The organism is Bacteroides sp. FSHCM14E1 (assembly GCF_019633785.1).
GTDB classification, from domain to species: Bacteria; Bacteroidota; Bacteroidia; order Bacteroidales; family Bacteroidaceae; genus Bacteroides; species Bacteroides hominis.
Genome location: NZ_JADKYL010000003.1, coordinates 191842 through 207110, shown reverse-complemented (window position 1 = coordinate 207110; position 15269 = coordinate 191842). Strand labels below are relative to the sequence as shown.

General features: G+C 42.7%; 16 protein-coding genes. 4 read left to right on the top strand and 12 right to left on the bottom strand.

What is annotated here, in order from left to right:
• The first annotated feature begins 218 nt into the window (after positions 1-218).
• From ISX59_RS06530 to ISX59_RS06520, 3 genes are all read left to right on the top strand, one after another.
• Positions 219-542 (top strand): hypothetical protein, encoded by a 324-nt coding sequence (locus ISX59_RS06530; RefSeq protein ID WP_005810792.1) that lies wholly within the window; start codon positions 219-221, stop codon positions 540-542.
• A gap of 152 nt (positions 543-694) precedes the next feature.
• Positions 695-1834, top strand: coding sequence for a 6-bladed beta-propeller (locus tag ISX59_RS06525; RefSeq protein WP_005810790.1), 1140 nt, complete (start codon positions 695-697; stop codon positions 1832-1834).
• Positions 1831-2385, top strand: a complete 555-nt coding sequence (locus ISX59_RS06520) for a hypothetical protein (protein WP_022011445.1) — start codon at positions 1831-1833, stop codon at positions 2383-2385. Before ISX59_RS06525 ends, ISX59_RS06520 begins: the two co-directional genes overlap by 4 nt.
• Before the next feature lie 126 nt (positions 2386-2511).
• On the opposite strand, the gene ISX59_RS21385 is transcribed toward ISX59_RS06520, so the two are convergent.
• Positions 2512-2727, bottom strand: a complete 216-nt coding sequence (locus ISX59_RS21385; RefSeq protein WP_080594398.1) for a transposase — start codon at positions 2725-2727, stop codon at positions 2512-2514.
• Positions 2728-3227: 500 nt separating this feature from the next.
• Here ISX59_RS21385 and ISX59_RS06510 point away from each other — a divergent pair, with 500 nt between their 5' ends.
• Entirely contained in the window at positions 3228-3623 is a 396-nt protein-coding gene (locus tag ISX59_RS06510) for a rhodanese-like domain-containing protein (protein ID WP_032531766.1), read from the top strand.
• A gap of 59 nt (positions 3624-3682) precedes the next feature.
• Here the strand turns inward: ISX59_RS06510 and ISX59_RS06505 are convergent, their stop codons facing one another.
• From ISX59_RS06505 to ISX59_RS06455, 11 genes are all read right to left on the bottom strand, one after another.
• On the bottom strand, positions 3683-4636 hold the full coding sequence (locus ISX59_RS06505; RefSeq protein ID WP_005810784.1) for an acetylornithine carbamoyltransferase: 954 nt from the start codon (positions 4634-4636) through the stop codon (positions 3683-3685).
• Positions 4637-4688: 52 nt separating this feature from the next.
• Positions 4689-5417, bottom strand: coding sequence for a murein L,D-transpeptidase catalytic domain family protein (locus ISX59_RS06500; RefSeq protein ID WP_175636586.1), 729 nt, complete (start codon positions 5415-5417; stop codon positions 4689-4691).
• Positions 5418-5456: 39 nt separating this feature from the next.
• Positions 5457-6479: a L,D-transpeptidase gene (locus tag ISX59_RS06495; protein ID WP_175636585.1), complete on the bottom strand. Its 1023-nt coding sequence runs from the start codon at positions 6477-6479 to the stop codon at positions 5457-5459.
• 491 nt (positions 6480-6970) lie between these two features.
• On the bottom strand, positions 6971-8218 hold the full coding sequence (locus ISX59_RS06490; protein ID WP_220575748.1) for a glutamate-5-semialdehyde dehydrogenase: 1248 nt from the start codon (positions 8216-8218) through the stop codon (positions 6971-6973).
• Between the two features lie 11 nt (positions 8219-8229).
• Positions 8230-9312 (bottom strand): glutamate 5-kinase, encoded by a 1083-nt coding sequence (proB, locus tag ISX59_RS06485; protein ID WP_005778957.1) that lies wholly within the window; start codon positions 9310-9312, stop codon positions 8230-8232.
• 189 nt (positions 9313-9501) lie between these two features.
• On the bottom strand, positions 9502-9738 hold the full coding sequence (locus ISX59_RS06480) for a DUF2007-related protein (protein WP_005778954.1): 237 nt from the start codon (positions 9736-9738) through the stop codon (positions 9502-9504).
• 76 nt (positions 9739-9814) lie between these two features.
• Complete coding sequence (murI, locus tag ISX59_RS06475) at positions 9815-10657, bottom strand: glutamate racemase (protein WP_005778951.1); 843 nt, start codon at positions 10655-10657, stop codon at positions 9815-9817.
• 104 nt (positions 10658-10761) lie between these two features.
• Complete coding sequence (locus ISX59_RS06470; RefSeq protein WP_005810775.1) at positions 10762-11271, bottom strand: OmpH family outer membrane protein; 510 nt, start codon at positions 11269-11271, stop codon at positions 10762-10764.
• A gap of 57 nt (positions 11272-11328) precedes the next feature.
• Positions 11329-11844, bottom strand: coding sequence for an OmpH family outer membrane protein (locus ISX59_RS06465; RefSeq protein ID WP_005778948.1), 516 nt, complete (start codon positions 11842-11844; stop codon positions 11329-11331).
• 24 nt (positions 11845-11868) lie between these two features.
• Positions 11869-14505 (bottom strand): outer membrane protein assembly factor BamA, encoded by a 2637-nt coding sequence (bamA, locus tag ISX59_RS06460; protein ID WP_032531764.1) that lies wholly within the window; start codon positions 14503-14505, stop codon positions 11869-11871.
• A 23-nt stretch (positions 14506-14528) separates the two neighbouring features.
• Positions 14529-15263, bottom strand: coding sequence for an isoprenyl transferase (locus ISX59_RS06455; RefSeq protein WP_005778944.1), 735 nt, complete (start codon positions 15261-15263; stop codon positions 14529-14531).
• Between the last annotated feature and the right edge of the window lie 6 nt (positions 15264-15269).

Here is a 15269-nt window from a genome sequence, read left to right as displayed (position 1 = left end):
TATGATTGTATTGGGTGGAGTATATTTAAGTGATATTGGAAAGCGTTTTTGTTATTAAACGACTTTAGATATTATTCTTATTTTGTGTTCTCATTTCACCATGTCTTGAGAATTTATTAAAACTAATAAAATATTATATAAAATAATATTTTATTAGTTTATTTATGTGTATATTGTGACCATTAAACGATATTTGATTAATCTTAAAAAAGAAGCTTATGAAAAAGAACATTTTATTGGGGAGTGTTTTGTTATTTATTATGGTTATCACATTGGGAGTCTCTATATCAAGAACTCAGAATGTGAATTCCGATTTGTTTTCTTTGGTTGGCGTGGAACAGCTATCTTATGCTGAGGTTATTGGCCCTGTTGAAGTAACTTGTAGTGGAGGTAGTTCTGGTACTTGTTTCAAAATGGGATATCAAGAGGGATTATATGGTACTTGTTACTTCTTTTGTACTTTTACTGGATATCAAAGCGACTATTGTAGTTCTTGGTATGTTAACTTGGTGAATTTTTGTACAATAATAGGGGGGATCTAAACGTATCGATATAAAATGATTTTGAGGGTTATGTATAACTTTTGAGAGCAGAAACTATGAATTTGAGTAAAAAGTGTTAATATACAATGTGCTAATGTATTATAGCTTTTTACTCAAATTGTTTTAATATTTATTTCTCTGAGGCTTAAATTATGAAAAATATACTTGTTTTTATTATTATAGCAATGGGACTTGCAGCATGTAGGCGTTCGTCTACAATCACTCCAAGAGATGTAAAGGGCATAAAGACAGTAAATATAGATAAAAATAATGTAGTTTCTATCTATGATATTTTTTCTAAGGTGGAAATAATTCCTTTAGAGATGACTGAGGAGTCTGCATTAGGCTATCCTCTAAGAAAAATTTTAGTGAATGATGGAAATTATTATGTTTTAGATTACACTCAAAATACAATCTTTAAATTTGACTCTTGTGGCAAATATTTAGATAAGATTAATAAATTAGGCTCTGCTCCAGAAGAGTATACTTTATTATATGATTTCAGTTTTAATCCTTATAACCAAAATTTGGAATTAATGTCTGCTATGGGATATATTAATATTTATGATCATTCTGGGGAATTTTTTAAGCAGCGTGTAAATTTACCCAAAACAGTACATTCTATTAACTATTTTGCAAATTTATCTCCCGACAAATATGTTTTCTTTAGTAACACAAAAGAAGGTAATAAGATTATGCTTTATGATATAAAAGAGAAAAAAATAACTTCTGAGAATTATGATGTACCAAGTTTTATTTTTACTAATACCCCTTATCATCATTCTTATAGTCCATTTTATATGCATAATGATACTGTTTGCTTTGTGCAAGCTTATAATGGCGATGTATTTACCATTTGTGAAGATGGAACTCTGAAACCTAGATTTCAATGGAATTTTATGGAATATAATTTTGATATTTCGACTCTTAAAGAGGAGTCGATCGAATTTTATGTTAATCATAGTCGTAACGTAAGTAGCCATTATGCAACATGTTTTTTAGCTTATGGTGAGAATTCTGATTATTATATAACTCGTTTTAGACTGAAGAAGAGATATTACCATTTGATATTAAATAAAAAAGAAGGGACCTGTCTCACATTTAATTCTTTGAAGGAGGGGTGTGACTGTTTCCCGTTTTTAATGGATAATAATTATCTCTACTTTTATGTAAGCCCTCGGGAACTAAATTTTGCATTGAATCCAGATGTACTTAATAGTAGAGACCGATTGAAATTTGAAACTGTAACTTTTGACGATAATCCAATAATAATTAAATATACATTTAAATGACAGAAATGAGAATAAAAGTGATTTTGTTTTCTGGCCTTTTGATGGCTTTTTCGATTTTAATAATAACAGTTATAATATTATTTATGTGCGCAAATATTACTCAGAAACCAAAAGAAGAAGATAATCCTGACTTTGGAATAGAGAGAATGTATATTGAGGATAATATTTATGAGGCCAGTATGAATAATGGTTTAGAGTTAGATTTGCCTTGGATTCATTTAGATACAGTATTTGTCTGCTATTATTCTGCTCAATCATGTGGCATTTGTGTTGAGTATGCTTTAAATAAGATAAAAGAGTCCTTTGAGCCTACTGATATGGGGCAATGTGTATGGTTTTTAACTTCTGATTTTAATCCTAAAATGAAATTTAGTGAGGAAGGGACAATAAATCTTGGTAAGAAAAAAAGTGGATTAAAAATAGAAGGCTCCATGTATGTATGTTATTTTTTGCTGATAAATGGAAAGGTCCAACATCTTTTTATACCTGAAAAAAAATTCCCTAATTATACAGATATTTATCTGAAAACAATGAAAAAACGATATTTCTAGGAACTTGTTTGAGGAATAATTTCTGAGTTGTAAAATTGTAATATAATATATTGGGCTTTAATTAAATATTGTTTCCTAACTTCTTGATTATTATGGGATAACTTGATGTAAACACAATGGGTATTGTTAAAATATGGTAATCGAATTATTGACATCTCTTTCGATGTTGACAATCAACTTTGGGGAAAGAAACAATATGCAGCAATGCTGCTCAGTAGATTTACAACAAGATTTGAAAAGCTTATGTTTGGAATGCCCTATTTGGACGATGTTCTTTAGTTCATCATTGATAGTTTCGGTGATAGATTTTTTCTTGAGCAATATTCTGTCGTGAATGCTCATAGGTGTTCTCCGGTGTGTTGCTGTTGAGTAGGGTAATCAATTGTATTCAGTTAATAAACAACTTTTTGAGGAGTTTTTGATTATATGTCCTTTGTTTTCGATAATGATCATAGGAAATCAGATGGAGAAACAGGTGAGTCAAATGTGTGTATACATATTGCTGATAATAATGTTCCAAACGTCTGTAATCTAAGGTATGAAACATAATGAGAATTGAATCACCTACGGCATTCTTGGATTTTGGTGATATTTCTGCTTTTGAGAAGTGTTTCAGAATTTATGTTATATTTTTCAACAGGGTATCAAAAAACTAACAGAAATCATTTGTTAAACAGAATATTTCAATAACTTTGTTTTCAGCAAACATAGCGATAAGAGACTTGAAAATGTTATAATTAAGCATTATAACTTTGTGGGTATTATTGTTATTTATCAAATAATCAAACGATTAAATCCTGTTGAACTCACGTCGTTATAGAATCAAACAATTACTAAATTATATGTCGAAAATGAATTCAATGCTTATGGGAATATGGTTTTTATTGTCATCTCTCTTTTCTTGCCAGCAGTCGAAAGGGGATTTCAAGACAGTGCCGGTAAAGGAGTTTGCTTCACTGATTCAGGACGAGAGCGTACAGCGGTTGGATGTCCGTACAATGGCCGAGTACTCTGAAGGCCATATCCCGGGGACTATCAATATCAATGTGCTTGATGATTCGTTTGCCGCTATGGCAGACTCTACGCTTCAGAAAGATAAGCCGGTAGCTTTGTATTGCCGTAGTGGTAAGCGCAGCAAGAAAGCGGCTGTCATCCTCAGTGAGAAAGGTTATAAAGTTTACGAACTGGATAAGGGATTTAATGCCTGGCAGGAAGCGGGAGAGAAAGTAGAGAAATAACGATCAACGATGAACAGCAATCATGTGCAACCCTGTTCATCGTTGATCGTTCATTGTTATTATAGATTTTCCAACAGTCTTTTCAATACTACTGTTGCTGATATTTCGCGGTTTGCAGCTTCTGGGATCACAATGGATTGCGGGCTCTCGATAACATCGTCCGTCACAATCATGTTCCGTCTTACCGGAAGGCAATGCATGAAGTAGGCGTTGTTGGTTACGGCCATTTGGCGTTCGCCTACGGTCCAGTTGCGGTCTGTACTCAAAATCTGTCCGTAGTTGTCACCTGTGTAGGCTGCCCAGTTCTTGGCATATATAAAGTCGGCTCCTTCGAATGCTTTCATCTGGTCATATTCTACCCGTGCGTTTCCTACAAACTTCGGGTCGAGTTCATAACCTTCAGGGTGGGTGATGACAAATTCATAGTCAGTGGCATTCATCCATTCGGCAAACGAGTTGGGGACCGCCTGTGGCAATGGACGCGGATGCGGTGCCCAGGTCATTACTACTTTCGGACGGGCAGTCTTTTTATATTCTTCGATGGTGATAAGATCGGCAAAGCTCTGCAACGGATGGCGGGTGGCCGCTTCCATGGAGAATACCGGGCGTCCGGAATGTTGTATAAACTGATTGATGATTACTTCGTTATAGTCGTACTCGCGGTTCTCGAAGCGGGCAAACGAACGTACACCGATAATGTCGCAATAACATCCCATGACCGGAATGGCTTCCAACAGATGCTCTGGTTTGTCGCCGTCCATGATGACGCCACGTTCCGTTTCCAGCTTCCAGGCTCCCTGGTTGATGTCCAGCACAATTACGTTCATACCCAGGTTAAGCGCAGCTTTCTGAGTGCTGAGGCGGGTGCGGAGGCTGGAGTTAAAGAAGATCATCAACAGGGTTTTATTACGTCCCAGTTCTACATATTTAAACCGGTCTTTCTTGATCTCGAATGATTCGGCCAGGGCTGATTTCAGGTCGCCGATGTCTTGTACGCAAGTAAATTTCTTCATAATTGTCTTTGTTAGAATGAATATACCTTTCCGCAAAGGTATGATAAAATTTTCAATTGGCAGACTGTGCCCATGAAAGATACTCCGTTTGCCGTGGGGACAGGAAAGTGCTGTTGGCCAGATAATCCTTATTGTTAGCATAGATAAAGAGCACACTGCCCTTTTTAATCGTGTCGATTATCGGTTTGGCAAGTGTCTGCGGCAGGGCAGGACAACCCAGGCTTCGTCCCAGGCGGCCGGCAGAAGCGGCTATGTTAGGGTTGGCATAAGCGGCGCCGTGCATCACGATGGCACGTTGTTTGGCTTGGTCATTAATTCCTTTTTCCAGTCCGTTCAGTACCAGAGAGTAGCCGTTGCGCCCCTGATATGTATTTTCTGTCAGGTAAAAGCCAAGTGAACTTTTGTATGAACCGTTTTTATTGGAGAAAGAAGTTGCATAGTTCTCTCCGCTGTTTCTGCCATGTGATACGACAGAGGTATAAAGCAATTTCTTATTCTTCATATCGAGCACATAGAGGCGCTTCTCGGTAGATGGTTTAGAAAAGTCTATCAGCGTCATGATAGACTTGCTTTTCTGCTCGATTTTCCGGTAGCCGGTGACTGCCTGACGGAAGGCTGTATAGCTTACGATACCATCCAGGTGCATATCGTCGAACAGTTGATCCACTTCGTCCGTTTCGGGAGTGGAGGCAACGGATACAGGTTCACTGACCGGTACACGGCTGGGTGCTTCTGCCAAAGGAAGAAGAAACAACAGGAGAAATAGAAATACTTTTTGCATAGGAAACAGAGAAAAATAACGGCGCAAAGATACGGATTTCTATTCCAAAACAAAAATAATTGTCTCATTTACAGGTGCCCAGTCGAAAATAAACTTCGAATGTGAGGTGGCATTCCGTACACACATGTGCGAACGGGGGGTGGTGCCCAGTGACGGACTGTACTCGATGAGTGCTTTGCGTGGCTCGTTTACCGGGACTCCGTGAATGTATCCTCCGTCCGAGAACCGGCTTGCGTAAGGTGCAAAGCCTCCGGTAGCGGTAGAACCGTCTTTGAGGAATATCATACGTGCCTTTTTCTCCTGCAATACGAAGATGCCTAACGGGGTTTCCTGTGCATACGGCGGGCGGTGTCGTCCGGTGGTGGCGGGGTTCATGCTGCGTACAGCCCATCGGGCCTCACCGGTTTGTTCCAGTGTTGCTATGTTCTGGTCTCTCCGGTCTATCATGATTGCTTTGGTGAAACGGGTCGTATCCGGGAGTACTTTGACGTATTTCTTGGGTACATACCACTCTTCGCCTATGTAGATGGGAGATACCTTAACGAACTTTTCTCCGTCTGCCAGAAAACGTACCAGCGAACCGTCTTCTCCATAACGTTCGGGTACCAGTGTATCGGTGAGCAGATAGAGCGGAACGGACTGGTAACGCTCTATGCCCAGGGTGTCGGCAATGCGTTTGTAAGCATTCCGTTTGTAGTGGCGCACCAATGGGGCTTCACCGTTCCGATTCTTATAGTTTTGCAGGATACCCCATCGAGAGGGTTCTTGCTGGATATTTTCGAGCAGAGCCAGACGTTCTTTGATCTTATCCCACTGGAAACTGCGGGTGGTATCTTTGTACGGGTAAGTATCTTCAAGGGTATATTTGTCGTAGAGCAGGTCTTTCACAATCTCTATCTGCTCTGCTGAGATAGCCTTGGGCTTCTCTTCGGGAGGTGTTTGTTCCAGTGAATCTGCTACAGCAACCGTTTCGGGCTGTAGCGGATTTGTTTTGTTTTCTCTGTTGCATGCGCAGAAAAGGAAGAGGAGGGAGAACAAGTATATATGGGCTGTTTGCTTCATAATGGGATGGGTTAAGGGTTCATTTACAAATATAATATTTTTTATAAGGAATAGCAAAGCGTTTTGTTTTCGTATTATTAATAATTTGCATATTTGCCCTTTGTTTTGTCAAGAGCAAGTTTACACTTCTTTAACGTGAGGTCTTGCCGGATTAAACTATTTATACTTTTCGGATTTTGCGCGGAGGAGTTATGCCGGATGTTAACCGCGATAATAAGGTGAAGATGCCGTCTCCGTCTCCGGAAGCAACCGTCTTCGGGCCGGAACACCGGCTCTTCCGGCACGGAATACCGGCTCTGTTGAGGGGAAACACCGGCTCTATCTTTCGGAAATGCAGCCTTTGAAAAAAAGAAAGGGGGAGGCAGCGGCCTCTCCCTTTTATCGCATTCTAAATAGAATGTAATGTATGATTCTATTTACAAAGATAGCATAATCCGGGGGCAAAGTCAAGTTTTGAACCGGTTATTTTGCGGATTTCGCCTGAATAAAGATCATCGGCGCGTTTGTCCGTCACCTTCGATGATCCATTTGTAGGAAGTGATCTCTTCCAGTCCCATCGGGCCACGGGCGTGCAACTTCTGTGTACTGATGCCGATCTCTGCTCCCAACCCAAATTGTGCTCCGTCGGTAAACGCCGTAGATACATTGGTATATACACATGCTGCATCTACCATCCGGGTAAAAAGGGCGGCGCGTTCCCGATTTTCAGTGACGATGCTCTCGCTGTGGCGGGAACTGTACTCTTGAATATGTCCGAGTGCGTCTTCAAAACTACAGACTGTCTTGATCGCCATTTTATAGTCCAGGAACTCTGTTCCGAAACTTTCGGGTGTAGCCGGTTTCAATCCTTTGGCAGGATAATGTCCTTCAAGTGCCTGATAAGCCAACGGATCAGCGTAGATAGTCACATTGCTTGCTTTGAGCTTCTCGCATAGCGCAGGCAGGTCGGACAATCTGCTCTTATGAATGATCACACAATCGAGTGCGTTGCAGACGCTGACACGGCGTGTTTTGGCGTTGTGAATGATGGCTGCTCCCTTAGTAGTGTCTCCGTATTCGTCAAAATATGTATGGCAGATGCCTGCACCTGTTTCTATCACCGGTATGGTGGCATTCTGTCGCACGAAGTTGATCAGGCTACTGCTACCGCGGGGAATAAGCAGATCTACATATCCGGCGGCATGCAAAAGTTCGTTGGTCGCTTCGCGGTCAGCCGGCAGCAACTCGACGGTGTGGGTGTCTGCATCAAACAGCCGGAGCACATTATGTATCACTTCTACGATGGCGCGATTCGAAAAGTCGGCATCGCTACCGCCTTTTAAAATACAGGCGTTACCACTTTTCAAGCAAAGCGAAAAGACATCGAAACTGACGTTAGGACGTGCTTCGTAGATGATACCGATAACTCCGAAGGGCACACTTACTTTTGTCAGCTTCATTCCGTTGGGCCGGATGCTTTCTTTCAGGATCCTGCCCAGCGGTGAGGGGAGTGTCGCTACGTTCCGTATGTCGGAGGAAATTCCTTTCAACCGTTCTTCGGTCAGTTTCAGCCGGTCGTATTTCGGATTGTCGGGTGACATCCGATCCAGGTCTTTCCGGTTTTCGGAAAGGATATACGGCGTTTGTGCCAAAGCAGCATCCGCTACGGCGTTCAATATCCGGTTTATTTGTTCGTCGGGCAATAATGCCAAACGACGGCTGGCTGCTTGTACGGCAGCAAATGTATCATTCAGGTTCATACGCAATTCGTTTATTCGATATAAAGGTAGTCATAATGGACTACTGCTTTTTTTCCATGTTTTCCGATGGCGTCCCGTGCTTGTGTCGAGTCACAGTTGGCTTTGCCCACACCTATGGGAACGCCCCGGTTATCGATGATCCGCACGATGTCATCTTTCTCAAACTCCCCTTCGATGCGGGTGATTCCGATGGGAAGGATGCTGACTGCCTTGTCCGAGTTCAAAACTTCGGAGGCTTGTTCATTGATGTGTATCTCTCCTTTGGCGAAGCCTTCGCTGTGGGCTATCCATTTCTTGATACTCGACACCGGCTGTGGGGCGGGGATGAAACGGGTGCAAATGGTTTCTTCCGGATGTTCCGTCAGGTTGATGAGTATATTGTCACGTTTGCCGTTGGCAATGATTACGGTAATACCTTCGTCTGCCACTTTGCGGGCAATGTTGGTTTTAGTCAGCATACCACCCCTCCCAAAACTCGATTTGCTGGTCTGGATATAGTTTGTCAGGTCTTTCCCTTGCCCTATTTCCCGTATCACGGATGAAGCCGGATCGGCAGGAGAACCGTTGTATATGCCGTCAATATTGCTTAGGATGATAAGAGCCTGCGCATCCATCATTGAGGCGATGAGTCCCGATAATTCGTCGTTGTCCGTGAACATCAGTTCGGTGACGGAGATGGTATCGTTTTCGTTGACAATGGGGATGACTCCGTTCTCGAGCATTACCGTCATGCAATTTTTCTGGTTGAGGTAATGCCGGCGGGTACCGAAATTCTCTTTGGTGGTGAGTACCTGGCCTACGGCGATGCCGTGATCACGGAACAATTCGTAATATCGGTTGATGAGTTTGGCTTGTCCTACAGCAGAAAATAACTGGCGTTGGTCAACGCTGTCGAGTTTCCTGAGGGTGCGTATTTCACTTCGTCCTGAGGCGACAGCCCCCGAAGAGATAAGAATGATTTCCATTCCGGCTTTATGCAGGGCAGCTATCTGGTCGGTTAGGGCAGACATCCGGGTGACGTCCAGCGTTCCGTCTTGCCGGGTAAGTACGTTACTTCCCACCTTTACAGCTATTCGTGTAAACTCCTTTTTCATTATGCTAACGATTTGAAAGCACAAATATATGGATTTTTGTCGAAATGTAACCTAAGGGGTACATTAAATGAAAGGTCTTATCATCCGGGTGCCTAAAGAGAGGGATTAGGTGCCGGTAGTACATACCTCTCCCACGTGGGTATGCCTGACGGACATGTCTGCGTGGGAGGAGAAAAAATGTTTGGTGATTTATTCGTTCGCCTTTTCCCGGTTTCTCACTATTTCCATAGCCTGCTCGTAATCGTCTTCATTGACGAGGACAGCTATTTCCTGTCCGATGTAGTAAGGTGCCAGAGCCGCAAGGCCGCCTCCGTCCTTCAGAATGGATTCTATTCCATTGCTTTCAAGTAATCCTTTGGTAAACTCTGCTTCCCAAGGCGAACCGGTGAAGACTTCTACTAAGCGGGTGTCTTTATCTTCTTTCATAATGGTAGGGATATTATGTGGTTATCTCCTACAAATATAACAAAAAGAACCTGGATAATGTTGTTTTACATATAGATTATTCCAAAGATATCCGTTGTACCGTAATGTCTTGGTTGAGGAATGTTGAGGCCGATTCAATAAATTTATCTTCGGCTTCTGTGGTACAAAAGCTGCAACTGCCTCCCCGAGTGCATTTCCGGTCCATTTCGGGGTGCCTGTAGAGGTAATCTTTCAGGCTGGCGGCTACATATTCTCCCTGTGCAACCACTTTCATACTTTGGGGCACGAACTGTTGTATCTTGGGCAGCAGCAGCGGGTAGTGGGTACATCCCAAAATGATAGTGTCTATCTGTCCGTCTTTGGCAAGCAGGTTGTGGATGTATTTACGGATGAAAAAGTCGGTTCCCTCACCATTGGCTTCGTTGTTTTCGACCAGAGGTACCCACATTGGGCAAGCTTCTCCACTTACTTTTATGTCCGGAAAGAGTTTATGTATTTCGAGCGGATACGATTCCGATTTGATGGTGCCGGCTGTGGCCAGTACTCCGACATGGCGGGTTTGGGTTATGCTGCCGATGCACTCTACCGTTGGACGAATGACTCCCAGGACTCTTCGGCTGGGATCGATATCCGGAAGGTTGTTCATTTGTATGGTTCTTAATGCCTTGGCCGAAGCTGTATTGCAGGCAAGTATCACTAAGTGGCAACCCATCTCAAACAGTTTGTTAACCGCCTGCAGGGTAAATTCATATACGATTTCAAAAGAACGGGTACCGTAAGGGGTACGGGCGTTGTCGCCCAGGTAGATATAGTCATAATCCGGAAGAGCCTCCCGGATTTTACTCAGGATGGTCAGTCCGCCATATCCGGAGTCGAATACTCCGATAGGACCGGGTTTCTGGGAAAGGGATTGTTTCATAACGGAGATGGGTTAAAATGTTACGAGCTACAAGTGACAAGTCGTAGCGTATTTTCCGCATAGTACTTGTAGCTTGTAGCTCGTAACTTTATAGCTTCCGACTCTTATTTAATGCCCAATTGGGTCTTTACTTTCGGAGTCAGGTTGATGCTCTGATTTTCGTTAACGTAAGGTATCGGAGTACGTGCCATGTCGAAAATGTAGATAACACCTTCTGCTGCGCCTACTGCTTTGATAGCATCGTCCAGCTTCTTGTATACCGGAGCCATCAGGTCGTTATTGGCTTTCTCCATATCCTGTTGCGCCTTAGCCTGGAATTGTTCTTGTCTCTGCATCATGTCTTCCAGCTCTTTTTGTCTTCTTTCTGCAATCACAGTAGGAAGAGAGTCTTTCTGCTGCATGAACTCCTGATATTTTTTGTTGAATTCTTCTTGAGTTCTCTGAAGGTCCTGTCCGAGTTGTTTGTTCAATGCCTGCAATTCAGATTGTGCTTTGGTGTATTCCGGCATAGCCGAAACAATTTCCATTGCATTGATGTGACCGAATTTAAGATTTTGTGCGAATACGCCCATCGGGAGTACCAGCATCATTAAAAGTGCAATTTTTTTAAGCATAGTTCTATTATTTATTTGAATGATTACTTTTTAGTTATCGGCTGCAAATGTATGAAATTAATTTGAATATCCTAATTTCGCCAGCACTTCATTGCTCACATCAATGCGCGGAGTGGCAAAAATAATGCTCGAAGCTGAGGCTCTGTCCACTACTACAGCGTAGCCGTTTTCTTCGGCTACTACTTTTACTGCATTGTATATTTCATCCTGAATGGGCTTCATCAGTTCTTCTCTCTTCTTAAAAAGCTCGCCTTCGGGACCAAAGTACTTCCGTTTCAACTCTGAGGCAGCCTTTTCTTTTTCTACGATGGCATCTTCTTTTTGAGTTTTCTGCGCAGCCGTCAGCTTTGCAGATGCAGCTTGATATTCTTTAAACATGGTTTGTGCTTCCTTTGCCAATACTTCGACTTCACCCTGCCATTGTTTGGTGGCTTGGTTCAATTGTTCGTTGGCACGTTCGTAAGCCGGAATGTTCTTCAGGATATACTCCATATCGATCAGAGCAAACTTTTGTGCTTGAGCTGTCATACCTACGGCAAACAGCAAGATGATAAATAGAACAGACTTTTTCATAACGCTTAGTTTTTAATGAAACAATTAGAATTCCTGACCCAATACGAAGTGGAATCTGCTTCCGCCTGCGCTCTTGTCGCCAAGTACTTTGTCGAAACCGTATGCCCAGTCGATACCCATCATACCGATCATCGGGAGGAAGATGCGGACACCTACACCGGCCGAACGTTTCAGGTCGAACGGATTGAAGTTCTTCACATCATGCCATGCATTACCGGCTTCCAGGAATGTTAACGCATAAATATTGGTACTTGTTTCCAGCATCAGCGGATATCTTAATTCAAATCCGATACGAGTGTAGGCATATCCTTCCTGTCCACGGTACGGAGTTAACGAACTGTTTTCGTAACCACGAAGGGCGACACTCTCGGTTGCATAGCTTGAATATCCGGTCATACCGTCACCACCGACGTCAAATGTACCGAACGGAGATTTCTTATATTTGTTGTAGTGGCCCAATATACCGAATTCCACACGTGTCATCAGCACCGGAGTCTTTTTCACGGTTGTCGGGTTCAGCAACGGAATATATGTTTTTGCTTTGAACTTCCACTTATGGTATTCTACCCATTTGTGCATTTTGTTCATATCGTTCTGGTTGTACTCGTTATATTTACTGTAGTCTACTCCGTCGAACAGTGAGTAAGGCGGTGTGAACTGTACAGACAGAGAGAAGTCTGAACCACTACGCGGATAAATCGGGTTATCATAAGAAGCACGTGCCAATGTCAAGCCGATGCTTAAGTCGTTACATTTACCGTTAGTTACCGGGAAGTACTGCCAGTCTTTCAAGATATATCTTTGATAAGAAAGCTCGGCTGAAAGCTGGAAGTAGTCATCCGGCCAGTTCAAGCGTTTTCCCCAACCTGCTGACAGACCCCACATTTTGATTGACTTGTCAGGGTCATAATAGTTTTCGTAGTTGTTATAGTTACCATAATTGTACATACCGTAACCGCCTAAGCCGCTGTAATAACTGTTGTAGTAATTGTTATAGTAGCTTGAGTTATAGTAACGGCTGCTGATATCAGTCTGAACTGAGAAGAATGCCGACAGGGAGAATGAATTCGGACGTTTACCTCCGAACCAGGGATCAAAGAACGAAATGCTATACTGCTGATAGTATTGTGCATTGGTCTGTCCGCTGATGGTCAGTGTCTGTCCGTCACCCTGAGGCAGGATACCACGATAGTTTTCTCCCGGGTGCAATAGGTTTGCCAAAGAGAAGTTCGTAAATTTCAAACTTAATTTACCGATAACACCCGTCTGTCCCCAACCGGCAGAGAACTCTACCTGGTCATTTGCTTTGGATACCAGATCATAGGCAATATCTACCGTTCCGTTCACTTGGTCCGGCTGAATATCCGGTTTGATGTTTTCCGGGTCAAAGTGTCCCATTTGTTGGATCTCACGCATAGAACGCATCAGGTCCTCACGGCTGAACAACTCGCCCGGGCGGGTACGGAGTTCACGGCGAACAACGTTTTCGTACAAACGGTCATTACCATTGATCTTGATCTTATTGATGCTGGCTTGCCGGCCTTCGTAGATTCTCATCTCCAAGTCGATAGAGTCGTTGTCGATATTCACTTCTACCGGATCTAACGTGTAGAACAGATAACCATTGTTGTAATAGAGGTTACCGATAGCGTCTTCATCGGTTGACAAACGTTCATTCAGCAATTTCTGGTTGTATACATCTCCTTTCTTCATGCGGAGCATAAAGTTCAGTTGTTCTGAGGGATAAAGAGTGTTACCCACCCATGTTACGTTGCGAAGGTAGTATTTATCGCCTTCCTCCAATTCAATGTATACATCTACCGTTTTATCGTCAAATTTGGATACGCTGTCTTTCACGATACGTGCATCGCGATAACCCAGTTCGTTGTACTTATCAATAATCAGTTGCTTGTCCTCTTCATACTTCTCATTAACAAACTTCTTGGTGCGGAACAAGTTCAGCAGTTTTCCCTTTTCGTTTGTTTTCTTCATCACACGTTTCAGTTTCGATGTTTTGATAGCATGGTTACCGGCAAAAGTAATGGCATGGACTTTTACCTTTTCTTTCTTATCGATATCTATGTCGACCAATACTTGATTTTCATTTGCAGGATCATCTCTTTGAGTGATGGTTATTTCTGCATTCTTAAATCCTTTATCGTCGAAATAGCGTTTACTTAAAACCTTTGCACGGTCCACCAGATTCGGGGTGATTTGACTGCCTTTTATCATACCCAGTTTGGTCTGTAGGTCTTCACGCTCCGACTTTTTCACACCGTGATAACGTATGTCTGAAATGCGCGGACGTTGAGTCAGACTGATCTTTAGCCAGATTTTATTGCCTTCTACCTTTTCGGCTGTGATTGACACGTTGGAGAACAGACCGTGACGCCAGTAGCGTTTGATTGCCCCCGTGATCTCATCACCCGGTACGGTAATAGTTTGTCCTACAGAAAGTCCGGACAGTCCGATAAGAACATAATCTTCGTAGTTCTTGACACCTTCGACCTTGATGTCGGCTATTTCATATTTTTTCGGTGTCCCGGAATACATGATAACGGGTTTTGATTCGTCAGTGTTAGCATCTTGTGCTACGCCCGGCAATGCAAAGCAAAACAGGCTGATAAACGTTACGAATATGAAGGAAATACGATAATGCATTTATGTTATAATTAAGTTTTGAGTTAACTGATTTGTTCGCTGGTCTTTCCGAATCTGCGTTCGCGTCTCTGGTAGTCACAGATAGCCTTGTGCAATTCTTCTTCCTTAAAGTCTGGCCAGAAGGTTTCACAAAAATAAAGCTCCGAATAAGCACATTGCCAAAGTAGATAGTTGCTTAAACGAATCTCTCCGCCTGTACGGATTAAGAGGTCCGGATCGGGCATGAAATTGGTTGTCAGATGCGTCTGGATGCTTTCCGAAGTAATTTCTTCAGGAGTCATTTCTCCTTTCTGAACCAATGTGGCAATCTGCCGTGCGGCCTCGGTTATTTCCCATCTGGCAGAATAACTGAGGGCAAGTACCAGACACATTCCTGTGTTTTTGGAAGTACGTTCGACACAGGCATTCAAGCGCTTCCGTACATTTTCGGGTAGTTTGTTGATGTCTCCGATGATACGGAAACTTATATTGTTTTTCATAAATGTTTCCTCTTCGATAGAGTCGAATAGGAGGCTCATCAATGCAGCGACTTCGTCCGATGGCCGGTTCCAGTTTTCGGTTGAAAAGGTATATAAGGTAAGGAATTTGACTCCTAACCTGGCTGCCTCTTCAGTGATGATATGCACAGTTTCGGCTCCGGCCTGATGTCCAAAACTACGTTCGCGTCCGCGTTGTTTGGCCCATCGTCCGTTACCGTCCATGATAATGGCTACATGCTTAGGTATCCGGTTTAAATCTATTTGTTCTTTATAGGACATTTCTTT

What these genes read in the sequence shown, in the direction of transcription:
- ISX59_RS06530 (WP_005810792.1), top strand. Translation starts at nt 219, where the DNA reads ATGAAAAAGAACATTTTATTGGGGAGTGTTTTGTTATTTATTATGGTT.
- ISX59_RS06525 (WP_005810790.1), top strand. Translation starts at nt 695, where the DNA reads ATGAAAAATATACTTGTTTTTATTATTATAGCAATGGGACTTGCAGCA.
- ISX59_RS06520 (WP_022011445.1), top strand. Translation starts at nt 1,831, where the DNA reads ATGACAGAAATGAGAATAAAAGTGATTTTGTTTTCTGGCCTTTTGATG.
- ISX59_RS21385 (WP_080594398.1), bottom strand. Translation starts at nt 2,727, where the DNA reads ATGAGCATTCACGACAGAATATTGCTCAAGAAAAAATCTATCACCGAA.
- ISX59_RS06510 (WP_032531766.1), top strand. Translation starts at nt 3,228, where the DNA reads ATGTCGAAAATGAATTCAATGCTTATGGGAATATGGTTTTTATTGTCA.
- ISX59_RS06505 (WP_005810784.1), bottom strand. Translation starts at nt 4,636, where the DNA reads ATGAAGAAATTTACTTGCGTACAAGACATCGGCGACCTGAAATCAGCC.
- ISX59_RS06500 (WP_175636586.1), bottom strand. Translation starts at nt 5,417, where the DNA reads ATGCAAAAAGTATTTCTATTTCTCCTGTTGTTTCTTCTTCCTTTGGCA.
- ISX59_RS06495 (WP_175636585.1), bottom strand. Translation starts at nt 6,479, where the DNA reads ATGAAGCAAACAGCCCATATATACTTGTTCTCCCTCCTCTTCCTTTTC.
- ISX59_RS06490 (WP_220575748.1), bottom strand. Translation starts at nt 8,218, where the DNA reads ATGAACCTGAATGATACATTTGCTGCCGTACAAGCAGCCAGCCGTCGT.
- proB (WP_005778957.1), bottom strand. Translation starts at nt 9,312, where the DNA reads ATGAAAAAGGAGTTTACACGAATAGCTGTAAAGGTGGGAAGTAACGTA.
- ISX59_RS06480 (WP_005778954.1), bottom strand. Translation starts at nt 9,738, where the DNA reads ATGAAAGAAGATAAAGACACCCGCTTAGTAGAAGTCTTCACCGGTTCG.
- murI (WP_005778951.1), bottom strand. Translation starts at nt 10,657, where the DNA reads ATGAAACAATCCCTTTCCCAGAAACCCGGTCCTATCGGAGTATTCGAC.
- ISX59_RS06470 (WP_005810775.1), bottom strand. Translation starts at nt 11,271, where the DNA reads ATGCTTAAAAAAATTGCACTTTTAATGATGCTGGTACTCCCGATGGGC.
- ISX59_RS06465 (WP_005778948.1), bottom strand. Translation starts at nt 11,844, where the DNA reads ATGAAAAAGTCTGTTCTATTTATCATCTTGCTGTTTGCCGTAGGTATG.
- bamA (WP_032531764.1), bottom strand. Translation starts at nt 14,505, where the DNA reads ATGCATTATCGTATTTCCTTCATATTCGTAACGTTTATCAGCCTGTTT.
- ISX59_RS06455 (WP_005778944.1), bottom strand. Translation starts at nt 15,263, where the DNA reads ATGTCCTATAAAGAACAAATAGATTTAAACCGGATACCTAAGCATGTA.